At 35.1% G+C, this 17,261-nt stretch carries 19 protein-coding genes and 2 pseudogenes; 1 reads left to right on the forward strand and 20 read right to left on the reverse strand.

All coding sequences use genetic code 11. From position 1 onward, the window contains the following. Window positions 1-38: 38 nt before the first annotated feature. The 5 genes from AC4CUY_RS14190 to AC4CUY_RS14210 all read right to left on the reverse strand — a co-directional run bounded on the left by AC4CUY_RS14190 (window position 39) and on the right by AC4CUY_RS14210 (window position 5,353). Window positions 39-1,754, reverse strand: a complete 1,716-nt coding sequence (locus tag AC4CUY_RS14190) for a putative 2-aminoethylphosphonate ABC transporter permease subunit (RefSeq protein WP_490774302.1) — start codon at window positions 1,752-1,754, stop codon at window positions 39-41. Further along, window positions 1,748-2,941, reverse strand: a complete 1,194-nt coding sequence (locus AC4CUY_RS14195) for an ABC transporter ATP-binding protein (protein ID WP_490774303.1) — start codon at window positions 2,939-2,941, stop codon at window positions 1,748-1,750. Before AC4CUY_RS14195 ends, AC4CUY_RS14190 begins: the two co-directional genes overlap by 7 nt. 72 nt (window positions 2,942-3,013) lie before the next feature. Next, complete coding sequence (locus tag AC4CUY_RS14200) at window positions 3,014-4,015, reverse strand: putative 2-aminoethylphosphonate ABC transporter substrate-binding protein (RefSeq protein ID WP_419328621.1); 1,002 nt, start codon at window positions 4,013-4,015, stop codon at window positions 3,014-3,016. Window positions 4,016-4,164: 149 nt separating this feature from the next. Continuing rightward, complete coding sequence (locus AC4CUY_RS14205; RefSeq protein WP_410549091.1) at window positions 4,165-4,899, reverse strand: UTRA domain-containing protein; 735 nt, start codon at window positions 4,897-4,899, stop codon at window positions 4,165-4,167. A 178-nt stretch (window positions 4,900-5,077) separates the two neighbouring features. After that, complete coding sequence (locus tag AC4CUY_RS14210) at window positions 5,078-5,353, reverse strand: hypothetical protein (protein ID WP_419328575.1); 276 nt, start codon at window positions 5,351-5,353, stop codon at window positions 5,078-5,080. A 481-nt stretch (window positions 5,354-5,834) separates the two neighbouring features. Here AC4CUY_RS14210 and AC4CUY_RS14215 point away from each other — a divergent pair, with 481 nt between their 5' ends. After that, window positions 5,835-6,371, forward strand: coding sequence for a DUF4189 domain-containing protein (locus AC4CUY_RS14215; RefSeq protein ID WP_336951620.1), 537 nt, complete (start codon window positions 5,835-5,837; stop codon window positions 6,369-6,371). Between the two features lie 465 nt (window positions 6,372-6,836). Here the strand turns inward: AC4CUY_RS14215 and AC4CUY_RS14220 are convergent, their stop codons facing one another. The 15 genes and pseudogenes from AC4CUY_RS14220 to AC4CUY_RS14290 form a co-directional block, all read right to left on the reverse strand. Continuing rightward, window positions 6,837-6,971, reverse strand: a complete 135-nt coding sequence (locus AC4CUY_RS14220; RefSeq protein WP_490774304.1) for an HNH endonuclease — start codon at window positions 6,969-6,971, stop codon at window positions 6,837-6,839. Between the two features lie 276 nt (window positions 6,972-7,247). Next, on the reverse strand, window positions 7,248-7,586 hold the full coding sequence (locus tag AC4CUY_RS14225; RefSeq protein ID WP_490774305.1) for a hypothetical protein: 339 nt from the start codon (window positions 7,584-7,586) through the stop codon (window positions 7,248-7,250). 235 nt (window positions 7,587-7,821) lie between these two features. Continuing rightward, the gene (locus AC4CUY_RS14230) at window positions 7,822-8,292 is read right to left on the reverse strand and encodes an SMI1/KNR4 family protein (protein WP_490774306.1); all 471 of its coding nucleotides are present in this window, start codon (window positions 8,290-8,292) and stop codon (window positions 7,822-7,824) included. A gap of 11 nt (window positions 8,293-8,303) precedes the next feature. Further along, window positions 8,304-8,489 (reverse strand): HNH endonuclease, encoded by a 186-nt coding sequence (locus tag AC4CUY_RS14235; RefSeq protein WP_490774670.1) that lies wholly within the window; start codon window positions 8,487-8,489, stop codon window positions 8,304-8,306. A 20-nt stretch (window positions 8,490-8,509) separates the two neighbouring features. Further along, a complete protein-coding gene (locus tag AC4CUY_RS14240) occupies window positions 8,510-8,782 on the reverse strand; it encodes a hypothetical protein (protein WP_005032613.1) in 273 nt (90 codons plus the stop codon). Window positions 8,783-8,895: 113 nt separating this feature from the next. After that, window positions 8,896-9,021: pseudogene (locus tag AC4CUY_RS14245) on the reverse strand (hypothetical protein); the annotation flags it as partial. Window positions 9,022-9,077: 56 nt separating this feature from the next. Continuing rightward, window positions 9,078-9,692, reverse strand: coding sequence for a hypothetical protein (locus AC4CUY_RS14250; protein ID WP_336951623.1), 615 nt, complete (start codon window positions 9,690-9,692; stop codon window positions 9,078-9,080). Between the two features lie 2 nt (window positions 9,693-9,694). Continuing rightward, the gene (locus AC4CUY_RS14255) at window positions 9,695-10,252 is read right to left on the reverse strand and encodes a VENN motif pre-toxin domain-containing protein (RefSeq protein ID WP_490774307.1); all 558 of its coding nucleotides are present in this window, start codon (window positions 10,250-10,252) and stop codon (window positions 9,695-9,697) included. Next, window positions 10,143-10,565, reverse strand: a complete 423-nt coding sequence (locus tag AC4CUY_RS14260; RefSeq protein WP_490774308.1) for a hypothetical protein — start codon at window positions 10,563-10,565, stop codon at window positions 10,143-10,145. Before AC4CUY_RS14260 ends, AC4CUY_RS14255 begins: the two co-directional genes overlap by 110 nt. Window positions 10,566-10,781: 216 nt before the next feature. Further along, on the reverse strand, window positions 10,782-11,156 hold the full coding sequence (locus AC4CUY_RS14265; protein ID WP_490774309.1) for a hypothetical protein: 375 nt from the start codon (window positions 11,154-11,156) through the stop codon (window positions 10,782-10,784). Beyond that, complete coding sequence (locus AC4CUY_RS14270) at window positions 11,157-11,372, reverse strand: C39 family peptidase (protein WP_490774671.1); 216 nt, start codon at window positions 11,370-11,372, stop codon at window positions 11,157-11,159. 406 nt (window positions 11,373-11,778) lie between these two features. Further along, window positions 11,779-12,228 carry a hypothetical protein gene (locus AC4CUY_RS14275; protein ID WP_490774310.1) on the reverse strand — a complete coding sequence of 150 codons (450 nt, stop codon included), beginning with the start codon at window positions 12,226-12,228 and terminating at the stop codon, window positions 11,779-11,781. A gap of 805 nt (window positions 12,229-13,033) precedes the next feature. Next, a pseudogene (locus tag AC4CUY_RS14280) lies at window positions 13,034-14,825 on the reverse strand (hemagglutinin repeat-containing protein); the annotation flags it as partial. A 53-nt stretch (window positions 14,826-14,878) separates the two neighbouring features. Next, window positions 14,879-15,376 (reverse strand): hypothetical protein, encoded by a 498-nt coding sequence (locus tag AC4CUY_RS14285; protein ID WP_490774311.1) that lies wholly within the window; start codon window positions 15,374-15,376, stop codon window positions 14,879-14,881. A gap of 13 nt (window positions 15,377-15,389) precedes the next feature. Further along, on the reverse strand, window positions 15,390-17,225 hold the full coding sequence (locus AC4CUY_RS14290) for a VENN motif pre-toxin domain-containing protein (protein ID WP_490774312.1): 1,836 nt from the start codon (window positions 17,223-17,225) through the stop codon (window positions 15,390-15,392). Between the last annotated feature and the right edge of the window lie 36 nt (window positions 17,226-17,261).

Consider the following 17,261-nt stretch of genomic DNA (forward strand, 5'->3'; position numbering starts at 1 on the left):
TTTAGTTAATTAAAAAGATTGACTGAAAGATCAATTTGTTATGAATGTGTTTGCTCACGCCAACGTTGTGTCGATACCATCATTTTCCGAGTGAATAACCAATGCAGCAACTTGACTGCACATGAGGTGAGTAAAATCAAAATACTCATCGCCACAGCTGCCACGGTATCACCTGCATCATCCATATTCAGCACCGCCACCGATGCCAAATTGGTATCAGGTGAATAAAGGAAAATCGCAGCTGAAACAGTTGTCATAGCATTGACAAATAAATACACCAACACATCACACAGCGCAGGAAAGGTTAAAGGCAAATATACTTTGCGGAACATTGTCCAATGTGAAGATCCTAAACTTTGTGCAGCATGATCAAGTTGATTCGGGATCTGTTGAATCGCATGCGTTAAGGTCAAATGTGGCACGGTGTAATAATGAATAATGGTTGAAATCACCAACAGCGTCATCGTACCGTAAACGAAAGATACAGGATTTTGCGGTGCGTTAAAGAACAAGATATAAGCAATACCCAACACCAAGCCCGGCACAGCCAAAGGCAATAACACCAAGGCTTTTACATAGTTTTTTAGCAAAGGATGTGCTTTAAAACGGGTACTAAATAAGGCAATGATGAAAATTATCATCGTACCGAAAACTGTACTAAACAATGCCAATTTTATTGAGTTAAAATAACTTGACCAACCACCACCATCAACATAGTCAAAACGATAATGATTTAAGGTCATTGACAAATCATAGGGCCAATAGCGAATGAATGATGCGAGAATCGCAGTCACAATAATCAGTAAAATACCGCCTGAAATCACCCCACAAAATACAGTTAATGCTTTTTCAATTCGAGGATTGGCACGCAAACGATAAGGCTGAATTTGGAAATTTTGATAGCGTTCCTGATGGCGACTTTGGTATCGATCAAAAATGAATGCCAACACCGCAGGACAGAGTAACAGAATCGAAATGACGGCACCCATGTTCATATTTTGTTGACCAATGATCTGCTTATATACATCCAACGCCATCATATTGAATGACCCTCCAATCACTTTGGGAATCCCGAAATCGGTAATGACATAAGTAAATGCCACTAGACAGGCACTGACTAAACCATAGCGAATCGCAGGAAAAGTCACAGCCCAATGAGTTTGTAGTGTATTTTTTCCTAAAGCATGAGAAGCCTCAATCAAATGTTGATCAATATGGCGAAATGCACCCATCATCAACACGACCATGGCAGGAAATAGCCAAAAGCAATAACTGATCAAAATGCCTAGTGGACCATAAATTTCCACCTCTCCCAGCATGCCCTTAAAAACACCTTGCTGACCAAATAAATATACCAAAGCCAATGAAGGCAGAAGTGAAGGCGCAAGAATCGGTAAAAATGCCACGGTTTTAAAGAAAGCTTTGCCTCGAATATTGCAATTGATCAATGCAAAAGCATAAACACTTGCCAAGCTCACCGTAATCAACATGGCTGTAATGGCAATCCACATCGAATTAAAAATCGATGAGATTAAGGCCGGATTGGAAAAATAAGCTGTAAAGTTATCCAACCCGACAAATTGATGCTGTTCATTTAAAAATGCGCTTTGCATCAATACGATTAAGGGTGCAATCAAACTCATGGTGAATAGAATTGCTGCGACAAACAACACCGCACTTGAACGCAATGAATAACGAAAACGATGTGCTGTTTGACTACTTAATAAAGCATCTGCAGCAGACTGATTTAACATCTCGCATGCCCTCGTGAATTAAACACATGTAAGTCACGAATCGGCACTTGCAGATACATTCCAGCTTGCACCACCGCCATATGTTGATGATCCACATCAACTTGCAACATATTGTCATCTGCCTGATCTTGGTTTTGCATCACGCAAAATAGACGACGTTTAGCACCTAAAAACTCAGTATTGACAATATGTACAGCTAAATTTAAATATTCAGTAGAAGGTTCATTTCCAGCAACAAATTTGACATTTTCAGGTCGAAAAGCGATTTCATAATGTTCATCTTGGGCAAAGCTTAAATGTGGAAATTCAATAAAAGATTGCTCATTCATTTTTAAATGATGCGTATCGACCGCTACTGTCTGTATAAAATTCATCGAACCAATAAACTGTGCTACAAAACGAGTTTGCGGTTTGTAATAAATATTATGTGGCGTATCGAGTTGTTCAATCACACCTTTATTCATCACCGCCACACGGTCAGAAATACTTAACGCCTCTTCCTGATCATGCGTAACCATGATCGCAGGCAAATTTAATTGACATTGAATGGTACGAATTTTTTGGCGGAGGTTTAAACGTACCAAAGCATCCAAAGCGGACAAAGGTTCATCCAACAATAAAACATCAGGATTGGGCGCAATTGCACGGGCTAAAGCCACACGCTGTTGCTGACCACCTGACAATTGATTGGGATATTTTTCTGAGATATTGGGCAATTCAATTAAGTTTAATAATTCATTGATACGAAATTGAATCTCTTGCGCTGACCAGTGTTTTTTATGCAAACCAAATGCAATATTTTCCGCCACAGTTAAGTTTGGAAAGAGTGCATAGTTTTGGAAAACAATGCCACATTTACGTTTTGCAGTATTAAAATGGGTAATATCAATTTGTTGTTTAATCACTTTGCCATAATCAGGCTGTTCAAGCCCAGCAATGATGCGTAGCAATGTTGTTTTACCACAACCTGATGGACCTAAAAAACTAACAAATTCACCTGCTTTCAAGTCAAGGTTAATGTGCTCCAAGACACGGCTTGAACCAAAAGATTTTTGAATATCCATCACTTCAAGCACTGTTTTTGATTCTGCCATTTTAAACGTTCTTAAAGTTGAGAGCAGATGCCCTGCCGAGTTTGGCATGTCTTGCCCTGTCCTACTATTTTGTAAATGCGATGGAATTTGCATACTGCACCTAGTTTTTAATCGTTAATTTTGAATAACTGATTCTGAATAGCTTTTTGTGTGTATATGATTCAATTACTTTTCAAATTTTGCTGACCATTGTTTTAGAATTGATTCACGCTGTTCAGCTGCCCAATAAAAATCATTCTTCACCAATTGCTGCGCGAGATTTTTTGGGAAGTCTTGGTTTTTGCTATGAACATTTTGATGTGCCACCATTGAAAAGTTTTGTGCATAAGCTTCATTGGCAGCTTGGCTAACACTCCAATCAATAAACTTCTCTGCACTGCTGAGTTTTTTCGTACCTTTGACAATGGCTGAGGCTTCCATTTCCCAACCTAGCCCCTCTTTCGGATAGACAATTTCTAAAGGTGCACCACGTGATTTCAGCTTAAAGCCCGGATAACCAAACGAAATACCGATGACCGTTTCACCTTGAGCCGCCATCTTGCAAGGCTTCGAGCCTGAATGTACATACTGAGAAATGTTTTTATCGAGTGCCTGCATATATTGCCAAGCTTGTTTTTCACCAAAAATTTGTATCCATGCAGTCACATCCAAATAGCCTGTGCCACTCGATGCCGGATTTGGCATCACGATTAACCCTTTATAAATTGGTTTAGTCAGGTCTTGCCATGTTTGCGGAATCGGAAGTTTTTTCTTTTCCAATTCAACAGTATTGACACAAACAGCTGACTCCCAAGCAGTCATGCCTGTCCATGTTGGAATGTCGTTTTGGCTATAAAAATCAGTTTTAAGTTGTTCGATATGCTTCGGACGATACGGTTGCAATAAGTCTTTTTTTTCCATGACCAATAAACTGGTCAAAGCAAGTCCCATCACTACATCGGCTTGTGGATTCTTTTGTTCTGCTAATAATTTTGCGGTGATCACACCTGTCGAATCACGCACCCATTTTACTTTTAATTCAGGATGTACTTTGCGTAATTCCCATTGATAACGCTTTAATTGATCCGCTTCAACCGCGGTATAGACTGTGATTTGCTCAACATCATTCGAGGTTGAAGACGTGGTGCATGCTGTGCTGACACAAGCAAAGAGAATACTTGTGCCCATGGCGAGGAGCTTTTTTTGCTGCTGTTTCAGATACGGGCTCATTATGACATTCCTAACGAATGCTGCTTCTTGATAGCCTGTATTTCAACAAAAGTTTATGACAATTTAATTAATCTGGTTTAAACCAGATTAATTATTTTAATTCTATATTATGACGCTTCAAAATGTAAATCGAGTACATCATGTAACCAATATTCTTGGTCAACATCGGTAATCACTCCATTTTGATCGCAGTTGGTACGGCAAATATATAACCCCATACTACCAACATTGACATGCAAAGCTTTGGCTTGTTGTTCTGACAATACCGTTGGATAAAGATTAATATGCGCTCGGGTCAATTGCCGTTGATAATGCTCTGCCATCAGAGTCGTAATAGAACCTTCTAATTGTTGTTCTAAGAATTGAGGAAATAAACTTGCATTGATACGTAAATGTTCAACTACCGCAGGACGACCATTGATACTACGACGTCGCCACATCGAATAAATATCATCACCCACCGAAATTTTTAAATGTGCTGCATCCCAAGAGGTCGCTTGCAGCAATTCCGCAGAAATCAATTCCGTACTTGGTACACCCCCTTGCTCAGTCACATATTGGTTAAAACTTTTAGTCGATTGCGGCCGGTAAATAATTCGTGGCGCACGAACAAACCAACCACGGCGATCTAAACGATAAATCAGACCATCCATTTCCAAAGCCAATAATGCTTCTCGAACTGCGACACGTGTAGTAGCAAATTGTTCCATCAACACACGCTCTGAAGCGAGTTTGGTATTGGCACTCCATTGCCCAGACTCAATCTCATGGGCAATAGCATCTCGAATGGCAATATATTTGGGAATACGTGGAGAAGTCGTTTCTTGAACAGGCATACACATTTATTTTGTGAAAATTTCTTCTAATATACTCAAATATCGTGTCTAAGCGATGACATTTTTAAAATAAGCATAGTTCATACACAAATTTTATGTTTTAAAAAGCTCATCTTTTGATGAGCTTTTGGAGATCACAATGAAATGTGTTGAGTCAAAAAGACTCATGATTTTTCTCAAAGAATTACTTATTTGTTTTGTTTGGCATCTCCATATTTGAATGATTCATATCCCTCATCGAAGAAGGCATATTGGTCATTTTTGAATGATCCATTTGTGACATTTCTGAAGCGTTTCCATGCTGATGTTGCGTTGAGTTATTTGTTTGAGTTTTAGGATCATTGTTTGTTTTACAATTTTTTTCACATTTCTTTTGTTTTTTGTCTATTGGCTGTTCATCGACTGTTCTAGTCAATACTTTGTCTTCATCCTCATGTGCCCATGTTTGAACTGTGGTCATTAAAGCACCCATACAGATTAAAGCTTTTACACTTCGACTAAGTACATTTCTCATGAGTTTCTCTCAGATTAAGTTTGTTCACTTTTACAATAAAATAATTTGCCAAACTTTAAAGTGACATGAAAATGATATTTTAGTCAGCCAAAACTATATGAGCTTTTATAAAACAATCTGCAGCATATGATCACAGTATAAGTACTTTGGTGTTCTACTCATTCAATCAACTCAAAATGGGGGTTTTCCGAACGATTTGTTTTTTCTATAAAAAAGAAAGCCAATGTTCATTTTAATGCCACATCAATTCGCTAAATTATTGCATTAAAAGACGGAACTAAAAATTTTAGCTACTATACTTTCTACCGAGAATACACTGACATTTAAAAACACAAGAGAACCTAGTATTATTTTAAAATATAAAACTCATACAAAAAAATTCATAGTATTTTTATCATTAATTTCTGATTTTAAAAGGGCTTAAAGAATGATATTGACAAATAATCAGTTTTTTTATTTATCCATTTTCTTTATTCTTATCATTTATTTAACTATTGAGAATGCACATGCTGAAGGGAATTGTCCTTCAGGCTATTATCCTATAGGTGGACAAGGTGTTCAAGGTTGCGCACCTATTTCAGGCGGAGGAAGTGGTGGATATACAAATCAAAATCCAACGTTGTATCCTCAGATTGAAACATTATGGGGTGCGATTGCAGAGGATAAAAGTAAAGGCTTAAAAGGGCGTCCAATTGGTTTTACAAGAAATTTTAAATCTAAAGATGAGGCACAAGCAAAAGCATTAAAAGCGTGTCAACAGGATGGCGGACAAAAATGTGAAGTATCTAAAACTTATTCTAATCGCTGTGTTGCTATAGCTGATCCAATTAATGATGGTCAAAAATCAAAAATTTTACTTGATTTTTCAGAGGATGGTGCTAAAAAAGGTGCATTAGTGTTTTGTTTAAGTGAAAATTTACAGCCTTGTCGTATTGTATATTCTGGTTGTAGTATTGGAGATTAGATACTAAAAAATGAACGTATTCAAAATACAAATTATGAAATAGATTTAGAAATCGCCAGATTAAAACGATCTCGATGAATCACACAATTACCTCATCTCTTTTAGACAAATTTCTGAATAAATTAAAAAAATCCCTTGTATCAACAAGGGATTTTTAAATATTTGGCGGAAGCGCTTCATACTGTCTAAAACTGTCTGACATAAAATTATTTTTTAATAACTTAAAATAAAAACCAATCCAACCGATCAGTTTTAAAACTTAAAAAATTTAAATCTCGCTCATCTTCTTTTTATAAATATTTTAAAAATAAAAAACATTTTCAACTGGGGCTAAAGCATCATGATCTTTTATTAAATTAATATAACTCATCGGAAAGTTATATCCTAAACTACTCTCAACTTCATGTATTATATCTAAGGATAGTTGTCCGTTATCATCATAAACTCGCATCTTATTTACCTATCTTAATAATTACCACTTGATAAAGAATTTTGCCCCGAACGAGGAACAGCCTTATTCGAATGAATAGAGTTTGGAACTAATTGCATATTATTCGGCGCTGACTGACTATTATGATACCAAGTATAATCAGGGATCATCTTTAATTACATTCCACATATCTTTTGATGCTTGAATCATTTGTCCTATATAATTTTTTTCTCATCTAGCTTAGTTTTAAATATCACAACATCATCAAAAATTGCTAAACCTCGACTATGAAATGGTGCAATTTATAACTCTGGATTTTAATATTTACCAAATTCTAAATCTATCCACTTAATTTCCGAAAATTTACTCTTAAAAAAATACCCTCCAAATTAGACTATAAGTGTCCAACTTTCAGGGTGCAATTCAAATTTTAGAGGTTTTTAACATTAATCATTAAATTCATCCATACATGATTGTATTTCATAAATAAACTGCGTTTTCGCTTTACCTTGCTCATCTATAGTTAATATAAACTTTCTCCAATCACCGCCTGTATGTGATTCCATTTCATCATGAAGTTTTTGACAAAGATTGCTAATGCTATCTTTTATTTCATCTGATAAACCTGAAGAAAATTTTTCCTCATTTAAAAATGTAGTTAGTTGAGTTCCAACCCAATTTTCCTCGGGGTTGAATTTATATATATATATAATTTGATCAAATTTGATCAAATTTTCATAAAAAGTCTTACATATCTCATTCAATATTTCAAATTGCATTTGCATTATTTTCCACCACCTGCTCCATTTTAAAGACTTGCTCAAACTCACCCCCATAAACTTTAAATGTTAATCTTAAGCTATTAGGTCTTAATGAGCTAGTATCATTTTGCATAAACATAATTTTTATTATTCATTTTTATTTTTCAAATATATTTATATTAATTTTTATAATTTGATCCCTTTATCTAGCCAAATATGAGGGCTGCTAAAAAATACCAGCCCTTTTTATTAATATCTACTACTCATGTAACAAATTTAAAAAATCATCAAAATCATTGGCAACATTATTAACAACCATAGAACTTGTTCCATCTTCAAAATCCACAAAATCATCATGATAAACTAATACTATTTTAGGGTTTGAAGTTTGAGAGTCCTCTCGATAATCAAAACAAATATAGTCTCCATTTGCACATATTCCAAAAACAACTAGATCTTTTATACCATAATTTTCAAGATCATTTACATTATCCTGATTGCTTAAAATATCACCATCCAAATGATCAGATTTAAAACTTAAAAAATTTAAGTCTCTTTCATCAACATTATTGTAAATATTGGTAAAATTAAATATATTTTCCTCTAATCTCACTGCATCATGATTCTTTATAAGATCAATATAATTTTTCGGAAAAAAATAACCTAATTCATCTTGGACTCGCTGAATTTCATTTAGTGAATTTTTACCATTATCTCTACGAATTTCCATAAGTTACTCCACTATTTACCATCTTTTAATGAATTTTGACCTGAATGAGGAACTGCTTTGTTTGAATGAAATTCATCTGGGACTAATTGCATAGTGTTGGGTGAAGATTGAGGATTGTGATGCCAAGTATAATCATCTATTTTTTTCTGAACGCAATTAATACAGTTGAGCAGATCAAAATTCAGAATTTTAACAATCCATTAAAAAAAATAGTATTTTAAGGGAGTTCATAACCAGAATTCTTCATATTTTCAATAATTAGCTCATCAAACTGTTCATCACTTATTCCTCTTATTGATTTTATACTTCTCCAATTCCATATTAATGGTAAAACTTTGCTGTCTAACATTGTAAAATGAGCTAAAAACATATCTGCTAAGTCATATTTATCTAAAATATTATTCTCTAAAAGAAATGAATTGAATACTTCACTTGGCCTTTTACCACTTAATATTTCATTAAAAGATTCACTATTTTCCGAATATGACATATGTTACTCCTCCACTGCTTTCAATTTCTTCAACTTTTGTATAACCATGTCTTTGAGCAATTTTTCCTGTCCAAGTATTTAGTGCAGCATCATTCAAATGAGTGCCTTTCATTCAAATGAGTGCCTTTCATTCCAATAACATCTGAGCCAATGATATTAATATTGGATTTGTCTCCTGCACCTGTGACAACAATATTGGTTTTTCCACCTGCATAAACTTGGCTTTGGTTCGCGGTTGAATAAACCCAACCTTACTCTATTAACAATTATGAATTTTATAAAAAATCACATATAATCAACCATATAATTTCCAAAAATTCATTCCATTAACAATCCAATATTGATATTTATCTGGAATTAATGACCAAAATTGATTAGAAGCTTTACCACTCCAATCCTCAGGTAGATTTTCTTCAAAATTACGCTGCCAATCTGTGTGAAAAAATAATTTACGATCAAGATTCAAATAAAATTTTGGCAGCCTACATTCTAACAAAGACCACTTATCATTATTTATATCCCCCCTACTAGACATAAGGTAACTTTCCACATATTTATATAAATTTTCCAAGTCACTTTCATCTATTTCATGAATAAAAAAACCAATCATCCAATCTAATGATTTAATATTATTTCTAGGCAAGCTAGACAAATATAAAGGCAAATTTTCACTATTTAGTTTAGAGGCGCCCCCTCTAAAATTTTTCAAAGCGCACAAGTAACTTTCCTTATTAAATATCCCCTTCTCCAAATATAAGTCGTAAAACGGCTTAATATCTATTACAAAATTCTCTTTATCATCAACTATAAAATAATGACTCCCTTCCGAAACAATAATTGCTATTTCAACATATCCTTCAAATATAGAGTTCATCAAACTCTGATATTTATTGTTATTTTCTATACTCATTTTCAAACTCCTTCTGTGTCATTACTCTTGCTTTTAAAGATTTCTCTTCTTACAATCGCTCCATATTTTGTTTCTATCGCAACAATTAATATTTCTGTTAATTTAATTGGTTTAGATAAAGTTTTGGAAAAACCTAAACCTAACATTGCTGCTTTAGTTTCTTTTATTTCTCTAGGTGAAAAATACTCCTTTGCAAGTGGATCATATTCAGCACCTAAAGCTGCTGCTAATTGACGAACTGTCAAATCGTTTATGATTCCAATAGCCTTCTCACCCATACTTTTTTCAGGAATTGGAAAAATACAATCTTGACCTTTTGGACAGCTAAATTTAGGCTGAGCTTCATCTTTCTTTTTATTTTCAGTTAATTTCTTTTCAGTACCCTGACTAATTATTGAAAACTCATTATTTTCAACAGCATTCTGCCCAACAACACCAGCAAGCTGCGCATTAAATGCTGAATCTCCAACTGTTCCACCAACCCCTGCTCCTATCGCTGCAGTCAGATCTCGAATTTGAGTCTTTACATCTTCTGGTAAAAGATAGGGTATTGGCTGCAACTTGTAAATCTGTTTGACCGCCCAATGCTCCTGTAACTGCCATAGCTACCGCATTGACTGCTCGACTCTTATCTCCACCCATACCCCAATCTTGGGCTGTTTCTGAAGCTTGTTTGTAACTTGGTGAATTATTTTTCAGAAGTTCTTGTTTTTCAGCTTCATTGTTTGAGTTTTGATACTTATTCCAATCTTCTCCACCTTTGGCTTGTAGTTCTGCTATCGCTGTTTGTTCAGTGTTTTTCTTCTCTTGTTCCGCTTGTTTTTGCTGATTTTGACTATAGGTTCTTGTCGCCGCCACAATGGTTGAAGTCACTTATTTACGTCGGACTTATCTTGAAAAATGTAAAGCTCTGATGTCTGACTTGGCTAAGTTTTGTGCTGCATAAAAAATAAATAGCATAAAATTAATGCGCCTACCTTTGAGGCAGAATCATCAATCCATTTATTAATAATCAAAAAAACCTAAAAATTAACTTACACAAAATAATTTAAGAGCTCTACTACATTTAATTTACAGTCCCATTATTACTTATAAATTTTTTAACCAATCAGGCTCTTCTTCTTCAATAAGCTCAGCATATTCTCTATTTTCAATGATATTAATCCATCCTTCTCCTCTTACAAACATTTTAAGAGATTCAATAATATAGATATCACCAATTTGATGACTAATCGTTATTAAACCATGTTTATGATGTATATATTTTCCGCCAACACCTGCTGGAACTCGCTCATCAATATCTTTAATATTCCATTCATTTACTATCCCTGTCATTTCTGGAATAGATTCAAAAAAGATTATTTCAAAATTTTCATAAATTTTGCACAAGCAAGGATTATCTCTAGTTTCCAATAGTATCTTTGTATACAAATTATTTTCGAACTGTACCTTAACACTTAACATTTATTTATAATTCCTTGGAATAACAGTTTCACCTGTGAAATATTTTTTAAAACTTGCAATGGGGGTATAGTATGAAACATTATGTGGATCTCGAATTACAACTACTTTCTGGCCAGCTTTTTCAGTAATACCATCAACTACCACAAAATGAGAAAATGAGTCTTCACCAATTTTTCCATTAGAAATTCTAACTATAATTGGAGTTCCCTTATTTATTTATCTTTCAATGTCTGAAATTGTCCTACCTGATAATGCTAAATTCTCAACTCCATTACTTGTGAGTAGTCTAAATACATCTTTATAGAAAATTCCACTATCAGATGGAGGTATCTGTTTTATCAATTCATTAACATCCACCTTTTTTTCCTAAAGTATCAAATACCATCACACAAGAGTTATGACCACAAGTTGGTGCATTGCATTCCCTTGGCTTACTAATAATCTTTGTGTTTCCTTCACGATTGCATCCGTTTTTATTAAAATGTGACGGTTTCTTTGCATAAAGGTCTCATAACTATATGATTTTAAAAAATTTGATTAAATTTTAATCCAAATTTAAATTTATTAAAATCAATAGCTTACGTACCTATACAACAAAGCCGTTGACCCCTTTGCAATAGGACTATTTAGTAAATTTTATAATTTCATCAGGAAGATATATTCCTTTATTAGCTACTAAAATTCCATTATCATCAAATATGAAACTATTTTCACTTTTAGATAATACATAAGCTAATTTATTCATAATTTTTATTGTTTCGGGATCTCTACTTTTTGAACTAACATCATACATATAACAATATAGTACATCATCTTCATTTTTATCAGGAAAGCAACTTAAAATTATTGACTCACCTAATACTGTATCCTTTAAGTCACTTAAAGTTGTTTCAATATTATAAATATCAACCCAAACTCTCGCCTTTAAAGTATCTATATATATTTTTTTCTGATCTTCATCAAAAATTAACTTAACATCTGAAATATTGTTTTGTTCCAATTCATTTTTAATAAAATTAAACAAAAAATTAGATGAAAGATTATTTTTACATGGAATCGAGTACGAAATCATAAAACACCCTTTTTTACTTATTAAAAGTAGATCTATTAATAATTAACCAACCATCTTTTGTGTTAATTGAAACTGATTTTACAGCACCTTCATTTAAGATATTACTGATAGGTGTTCCTGGTTTTATAAAATCATTTAACTGTTTTCGGGTAATCCCTGTTTGGACAGCATCAATATACATTTCTGCTTGATGATATCCTTCTTTTTTCAAAGCAGTATCTGCTTTTAATATATTTCGCTTTATAGCAGTTAAACCATTTCCAGTAACTGTTTTAAGTTGAACAGGTATACCATCGAGCCAACCATCAATGGCAGGATATCTAGCTGTAGGAGTACCTTCAAAAACACCACCTTTCAAATCAATAATACTCTGAGCCTGTTGAATTTCATGTGAATCCATGTGTTGCATATTCACTAATTTACTAGATTTAGGAGCTGGTAATGCTAGAAGTTTCTGCGTTGCAACTTTACCTATTTTTGATTCTAAAGCAATAATGACTTCTTCAGTCAATTTTATTGGGCCTGATAATGTTCTAGAGAAACCTAAACCTAACATTGCTGCTTTAGATTCTTTTATTTCTCTAGGTGAAAAATATTCCTTTGTAAGTGGATCATATTCAGCACCTAAAGCTGCTGCTAATTGACGAACTGTCAAATCGTTTATAATTCCAATCGCCTTCTCACCCATAGTTTTTTCAGGTATTGGAATAATGCAACTCTGACCTTTTGGACAGCTAAATTTAGGCTGAGCTTCATCTTTCTTTTTATTTTCAGCTAATTTCTTTTCAATACCCTGACTAATTATTGAAAACTCATTATTTTCAACAGCATTTTGCCCAACCACACCTGCTATCTGCGCATTAAATGCTGAATCTCCTACAGTTCCGCCAACAGCGACTCCGATTGCAGCTGTCAAATCGCGGATGCTAGTTTTAACACCTTCTGGTAATAAGTTTGGATCAAACTTACCTGTGTTCGGGTTAATTGCTGTTTTACCATCATTATATTTATTCGCAAAATACGTTGCTGCTGCTTCACTCGCGACTGCCGCACTGCCTCCTGCCGTTGGATTACCACCATTCACATAGGCAAGTGTTGCACCCAAAATCGCATGGCTGACCATTTGCGCTGTGGTATTCTTGTCTTCACCATGACCAAAGGTTTGACCAATTAACTGTGATGCATATGGTGCCAAAGCATTGCTTGCAACTTGAACATCCGTTTGTCCACCTAATGCTCCTACAATCGCCAACGTAACTGCATTTAATACACGACTATTATCTCCTCCCATACCCCATTTTGCAGTTACATCTTTCTCATTAGATGATGCAACCAAATAACTTGAATATTGAGAAAAATATCTATCCTGCTCAACTGGGCTCATTTTTTCTACAATCGCTAAATCCTCAGCGCTTAAATCCCCTTTGATTGAATTTTCAATCGTTTCTTTATCTGCCGTTGCATTTTTAATCTGATCTTGCGCATAAGTCCGTGCTGCTGCCACAATGGTTGAAGTCGCATCTGCTACAGTTTTTTTGCTTGTCGATAATCTCTTGTAGATTTGGTAATGTGTCTACACTTCGATGTGCTGTATTGGCATCACTATGGATCCCTAACGCTGTAGTCGTTGTTGCTTGACCTCCAATCGTGATATTACCTTCGCTTAAGGTTGAACGAGTGACACTACTGTCTTTGTCAGATTCATGCTGTGGTAAGCTTGGGCTAAAAGTCGTGCTATCTCGCCAATTGACGTTATTGGTATATTTATTTCCCTGATTATCTGTTTTGGTTTCTTCTCCAAAGCGTGTTCCACCAGATAAACTCACCGAAGTCGCATCATAACTACTGTTATTGTTGATATCGCTAAACGTCAAACGATTTGCAGTCAAATCATTATTTTCTTTCTTCGCGGTAGAAACAATTGCACCACCTTTGAGATCAACTTGATCTGCTTTGACATGGTAACCACCATCACCCGCGAATAGGCCTGCTTGCTGATTCACGCTATTGGATGAACCGTTTGCGCTACTGTTGGATAGATTTCCAGACGCTTGCCATGCTGTACCCAATGAAGCTTGGAGACGTGCTCCTGCACCACTTTGTTCTATCTTTTGTTCAACTTGGTCTTGTTGACTGATGATACTGAGCTTGCCACCGACATCCGCATCAATACGATTTGCTGTGGCTTTAGCGCCAGCCAAAGTTGTATCACCCTTACTCGTCAAACTCACTTTATTGGCTTCTAATGTTGTTTGACTATGCGTATTACGATCAAGCTGATTACTGCCTTTACCATAGCCTGCCTCAGCATAGATATACGCACCTGTTTGTGCCCCTACCGATGCACCGACACCGACACTTAAGCCAGCATTACTATTTTTCCCCTGCGCCTTTTCTTTGCTTTGTCCTGATTCTAAAAGAATATTTTGAGCCGAATCTAAGCTTATTGTTTCTTTCGCTTTGACTTGAGTATTCTGTAAATGAATATCACCTGCTGTACTGGTGAGATTGACATTACCACCCGCGCTGATCTGGTTCTGTTGTGAATAAGTTGATTGATTATCCTGCTGAGCTTTTACATTTGATTTACCATAACCAATACTCCCTTACAATCCCTAATATTTTATCTTTTTTACTTAACTAACCCTCTTTACTCTTTGTAAATAGCCTTTCCCCATAGTTCCGGTATATGAGGAAATTCAATAAATTTTCTATCAACTCTTTCTCTATATATCTGAAGTTCAGCAGGCATAAATGAATCATTAAACCATTCACTCCATAACATTAATAAAAAATTAAAATAATTTTTTTCTTCATTATCCCAACTATCCCAACTAGCCCAATATGTACTTTTTATATTAGGATTCTCTAAAAAGCTTGTATTGCCTTCAATATTATTTAGAAAAGCATTTCCAGTTACCCATTTTTTTAAAGTAATGCAATATCTTAAATCTTCTTTATACTGAAGCATAGCCTGAGTAGAAGGCCACTTTACAGATAACCATTTTTTTATAGCGTAAAATACATCATTTTCATTTGAAAAATCTAAACTATAAAATTCATCTTCTTGCTGATAATACTCCAAAGTATCTGGATTCCAACTACCATCTATTAATCTTTCTATATGTTTTGGGCTTACATCAATCATTCTAATATCACTTTTAACGAAGTTTTAAAGGATCAGGTTTTGTAACTCCCAATTTTACATTTGGGAATGCAGTAAAAGCTTTTCCTGTATTTTTATCAATATTTACTGTTGCGGTATTACTCCATCGATATTCACCAATAGGCTGATTTGACCTAATATTTGCTCTAGTATTACCTATATATCCCTCTCCTATTGGGCGTTTAAATGTAATATTTACACTAATTGAACCATTAGGTTGAGTATATTTTGCAGGGTTCTGCATATACAATGCTTCAGCTTGATCAATTGCTGTTTTCATGTCTGTAGAATTAAAAAACTTCGAAGCATCAGCTGGTGCTCCTCTAGTTCCAGTTTGAGGATTAGTACCATTCATTGCCCTTTCGTATTGTTTCTCTAGTGAGGTATAAGCACCGTGTTTACTATCATAATGTGGATTATTTACCCCACTACTACTATCAATACTCTTCTTCTGACTTATGGTTATGTCGGCTGCTGCATTAGGATTTCCATTTAAAACATTATTTAAATCTCCATCACGATAGATATTATTTTCCTGAATTGTTTTTGAGCTACCTGTAGTTTTCACTCCTTTAGGTAAAAATGCCCCTGTAATCATACCAAAGCTTCCTGCCGCATCCATTGCTGCAAAAGCCCTATCGACCATACTTAGCTGTTCATTTGTCAGTATTGATTGACCTGTAGTTGAATCATGAAGTCCTTTTACTAAATTTGCCAATGGGGCTGTTAATGCTCCTCCTTGCGCTAAGGCCCGTGAGGAGTCAAGGTCTTTAATTGAATTAATCACTTGGTAATTGAGTGGTAATAATTTTGCCTTTAAAACTCCATTTTCTTTCACAACGAGGTATTGTAACCCAGCACCAATGATTTCTCCCTCTTTGTAATTTGACCCATTGAGTATTAATATTTCAGGTGCAGTTTTCATTGCATCTTTTGCATTATTGGTTAAAACCATATTTACACATTGCGCATGACTACAACTTCTTAAAGCCTCTAAATATTCAGTGTTTTTCTTACCATCATATTTTTTACCATCAGGAGTCAAAATTGCATATAAATTATTCTCCACCGCATTCTGCCCGACCACACCCGCTATCTGTGCATTAAACGCTGAATCTCCAACTGTGCCTCCAACCACTGCACCTATCGCTGCCGTCAAATCTCGGATTTCAGTCTTCACATCTTCGGGTAAAAGATTAGGCTCAAACTTACCAGTTTTAGGGTTGATCGCAGTTTTACCATCATTGTAACGTTCAGCCAAATAATCCGCTGCTGCTTCACTTGCAACTGCCGCACTGCCTCCTGCTGCTGGATTACCTCCATTTACATAGGCAAGGGTCGCTCCCAATATCGCATGCGCTACTAATTGGGCTGTCTTGTTTTTGTCTTCTCCATGACCCAACTCTTTCCCGATCACATTCGCTGCATAAGGTGCAAGTGTATTCGCAACAACTTGTAAATCTGTTTGTCCGCCCAATGCACCTGTAACAGCCATAGTTACAGCATTGACTGCTCGACTCTTATCTCCACCCATACCCCAATCTTGGGCTTTTTCTGAAGCTTGTTTGTAACTCGGTGAATTATTTTTCAGAAGTTCTTGTTTTTGAGCTTCATTGTCTGAGTTTTGATACTTATTCCAATCTTCTCCACCTTTGGCTTGTAGTTCTGCTATCGCTGTTTGTTCAGTGTTTTTCTTCTCTTCTTCCGCTTGTTTTTGCTGATTTTGACTATAGGTTCTTGTTGCTGCCACAATGGTTGATGTCGTTTTTACGCGGGACTTAGCTTGAAAAAGTAAAGCCCTGATGTCTGACTGGGCTAATTTTTTATGCATAAAAAATACTTCTGCCAATTAAAGCAGAAACATTAA

This window comes from Acinetobacter sp. 778_lipA, from assembly GCF_058242985.1.